2 protein-coding genes are annotated in these 4,190 nt (G+C 36.2%); both read right to left on the bottom strand.

The features are described 5' to 3' along the window. On the bottom strand, positions 1–1,179 hold a 1,179-nt coding region (locus tag F6K22_RS33975), incomplete at its 3' end, for an iron uptake porin (protein ID WP_293108548.1). Positions 1,180–2,064: 885 nt separating this feature from the next. Then, on the bottom strand, positions 2,065–3,696 hold the full coding sequence (locus F6K22_RS33970; protein WP_293108545.1) for an HD family phosphohydrolase: 1,632 nt from the start codon (positions 3,694–3,696) through the stop codon (positions 2,065–2,067). Between the last annotated feature and the right edge of the window lie 494 nt (positions 3,697–4,190).

The following is a 4,190-nucleotide window of genomic DNA, read 5'->3' as shown; positions in this document are numbered from 1 at the left end:
TAAATCATACTCAACTCCAAGTCCTTTACCCCCCCCTAATCTATAGATGGGGTTCCTTTGACCAAAAGCACTGAGAGAACCACTTCCTCCATCAAAGTCTTCCATATAAGGATTAAGTGTAGGAACAAAGTCGTACCAACTTACCTTATTAGCAGCAATAGTTACCCTGATATTATCTCTGACAGGGAACTTATAGAATAGTTTATCTAGCTGAAGCGTATCATCTGTACGGTCAAGAATATTAAAGGTTTGCTGTCCCTCGGACTCAGCTATCCATTGGTTAAATGCTTGAGCATTACCTGCTTGTAACCTGGTAAATAATAAGTCCTCACCAGAAAAGCTAGTGTTGAAATTCAAACGTACCCTGTATTGGAATACTGTTTGGTCTTCATCTTGGGTATTATCACTGAACGCTCCATATCGCCCTTCGTCTTCAAAATTATCAACAAGAGCAAAAATTACCTCACCTCTAAGTTTAGTGGTTGTAGAGAATTGATTAGCCTCCAATTCAGCAGCACGAGCTTCTAGAGCATCGACACGACCTCTGAGAATTGCTAATTCTGCCGAAAATTCTTCTTGTAACCTTTGCAGAATCGCCAGGTCTTCTCTAGTTACTGTATCTGCTAGAGCAGCTTGTAAAAGTTCTGTAATTCTATCTAGGCAAGCGTTAACACCAGCAGCAAATTCAAAACGGGTCAAAGAACGGTTGCCTCTGTAAGTACCATCTGGATATCCAACGATACATCCATAGCGTTCAACCAAAGATTGTAGTGCTTGAAATGCCCAATCTGTAGGCTGAACATCAGAAAGTTGAGATACAGAAGTAACTTGACCTTTTTTCCTTCTACCATTTCTACCATTAATTCTGTTAAGATTACGAAGACCTGGTTGACGAAGATTACGACCTTCTCTACCGTAGCGGTTTATTTGTCGTATGGTAGTTGCTGGTGTATTTGCAACAGAATTAGCCGAATTTGTTCCAGGAACTTGAGCTAATAGTTCAGTTCCTTGTGTATCTATTATTATATTTGTTGATAAATTTTCAGTTGTTGCAGCTTGAGGCTGAATAACTGTATTAGTTGGTTGACTTTCAATTGCCACAGCGGTTGAGGATGCAACAAGGGTTGCTCCCAAGACTGCTGGACTAAAAAGTAGACAATTCCAGAATATTTTTGACATTTTCCCCTCATCCTCACACCAATTACAGAGAGACTATTTGGCTGCTTTATAAAACTGATATAAAACGTCACTGGCTATAACATTTTAATGTTTACTTCCTGCTTCTACAGTCACTGTCGGCAGCACGACCTCCACAAGCATAAACGGTTAAGCCAACCGCATTTATAGAGTTTGTACTTATATATCATATTCATGCGGTCTACAGACAAACCACACTTCTAGCAATCAAAGCTTAAAGGATTTAATGGCATATCCATTACATGACCGTAGTACCGTTAATAAGTCTTAGAAGATGAAAAAATCTAGGAAATAATACTAATTCAGAACCATACTACTGAGTTTTATACTTTAATAGTATGATTTTTCAGCTCTTATATCCTTACTCTTTGATTAAGTCAATGCTCTTCTATGACCTTATACTACAAATTTAGATTTTTCACCTTAAGATTTTAGGTATACCCAAACTGATAACTATCAAAGCAACAGCTTGTCCATATATAAGTTAGGTAGATGATTGACAGGCTATCACAATTTTTTTGTATCAACAACCTTTATTCAATATTTGATAAGACCGCGATCGCGCCGACCATTCACTCCCACAAAGACCCCTCCCTTAAAGCTATCCATTATAAGGAATTCCTGAAAACTTTGTGGGGAGAAGGGGAGCAGGGAGCGGGGAATAAGAAATAAAGAGTATAGTAGCTAGGCAAAACTACTTAATTACTCAAAAAAAGTATTTTTCAATACACTTTTGCTTCTGAAAAAACTCTTAAATAGTTATACACAACTTGTCTATTTTGTCAAGTTTTTTGTTAATAAAGATACTTAGGATTTCCTAAATAGAAATATAAAATCCAAATATAGCAAAGTTTCTGGTAATTCGTATTATTTACTGTGTCCTAGTATCGAAAAGACTTGTCTCTGTTCAAATAGTTCCAAAAAATGGCTATTAATTTTATTCTTGGCTGCTTCAGAACGCATAATTCTCAGAGCAACTTCCACAGGTAAGCCTTTTTTATAAGGGCGATCGCCAGCCGTTAAAGCATCATATATATCTGCGATAATTATAATTTGAGCTTGAATAGAAATATCCTTTTCTTTTAGTCCCCTAGGATAACCACTGCCATCCAATTTTTCATGGTGTCCATAAGCAATTTCTGGTATCTTCTGTAGATTTTTTGTCCAAGGAATCTGTTTTAAAAATTCGTAGGAATCTGTTACATGAGCTTCCATAGCTTGTCTTTCTTCAGGGGTCAAATTCCCCCGAGGAACTAAAAGTTGAGTCATTTCCTCTGGTGTAATCAGAGGTTTAATTTGACCATCTATATCTTTGTAGGTGTAAAGTGATATTTGCTGTAGTTGCTGTAGTGGTTCTTCTGCTATAATTGTCGGCTCGTTAGCCCTTAGTATTGTTTGCCAATAGTCGTTAAGCTGAGTAATTGCTGCTTCTAGCTCTAAATCCAAGTTTTCTATTTTTTGGCACAAAGGACAATTGTCTTGAGTATGTGGTTGAGATTTGTCAGACAAGTGTCCAAGCAAGTATTTGTACTTGGTTTGAGCAGATTCCATTTCCAAAGTACGTTGGGCTACAGAAAACCTTTGCTGGATTAGGTCTAATTGTTCTTCATATAATTTTTTGCGTTTTGTTAATATAGCTTCTGGCACACCTATTTTACCGAAATCATGTAATAGAGCTGCATAACGGATTTCCTGAATTTGCTGACTACTAAAATATATGTCTGACAATAGACCATTAGTAATCATATTTACTTCTTCACACAGACCTACTGTTAATTTTGCTACTCGCTCTGAATGACCAGATGTACAAGGATCTCTCGCTTCTATTGCTTGTACTGATGCTTTGACAAAACCCTCAAATAAATTTTCTATATTTTCTTGTAGATGATTTCTTTCTATAGATATAGCTGCTTGAGAGGCTAAAGAAATTAATATTCTCTCTTCCCATTCTGAATATGACTGAGTTAATTCTTTGGCATTTTCTTTTGTGAGTACAACATCAGATTTAAGTTTACGGTTAATTAACTGAAGCACTCCAATTATTTCCTGATGTCGATTTTGTATCGGTAAAATCAATACTGAACAAGTGCGATAACTTGTTGTATCATCAAAACTTTTATCAAATTTATAGGGAACATCTTCTGGAAGATTGTAAACATCTGGTAAATTTAAAGTATGACCTGTTAAAGCAACGTACCCGGCCAAGCTTTCAGATGTCATAGCTAATTCTAGTTCCTGAAAGGCAAATTCTGATAAAGAATCATTTTGAGCGACCTTGAACAATAACTTCTGTTGCTTGCTATTTAGTTCATCTACTAAATAAACACTACCCGCATCACTACAAGTTATCTCTCGACTTTTAGATAATATTAAATTTAATAGTTCACCCAAATTATGAGTGTCAGATAAAGCAACTCCAATGTCTAGTAACTGCTCTATCAATAATTCTGTAGTCTCAGTAGGTACCTGCAACCACTTAAATATATTTAACTGAAGCATAGTTGAGGCTTAGTCAATAGCCTTGGCCTTAAATTATATTAATATTAATATTAATATTAATTAATATAATTGTTTTCGCAATGAAAGTGTAATTAGTTAAAGATAATTTTACACTAAGAATATTCAATTTCCTGACTTTAGCAAATTAATTTTTAATTATGGTCTACTAAATGAATCTAGATCCTATAGATATTCAGTGATTTAAGTGCTGCTAAATTAGAAATCAAGTCCCAGAAAATTACTCAATCAATATCAAAAATATAGTTCAGTGAAGGATAGATTTAACCAAAGATAGTTGACATCCTCTCCAGCCTAAAGGCGTGGAGATTCCTACCGAACCGTAGCTCCTCGGCGGGTTGACGTTTCCTCGGCTGCTGCTACTTTGGCAGTAGTCTTATGCTTGCCTCCACGTCCGTTTAAAGTCTCGGATTGCCCACCCGCGACTAATATATTTATTGCTGCATTGTGGTCGCGATCGTGCTTTTGTCCACAGT

Origin of the sequence: Okeania sp. SIO2F4, from assembly GCF_010672385.1 — a bacterium.
Taxonomy (GTDB): Bacteria; Cyanobacteriota; Cyanobacteriia; order Cyanobacteriales; family Microcoleaceae; genus Trichodesmium.
The sequence above is the reverse complement of the archived record's forward strand: the minus strand, read 5'-3'. Positions and strand labels throughout refer to the sequence as shown.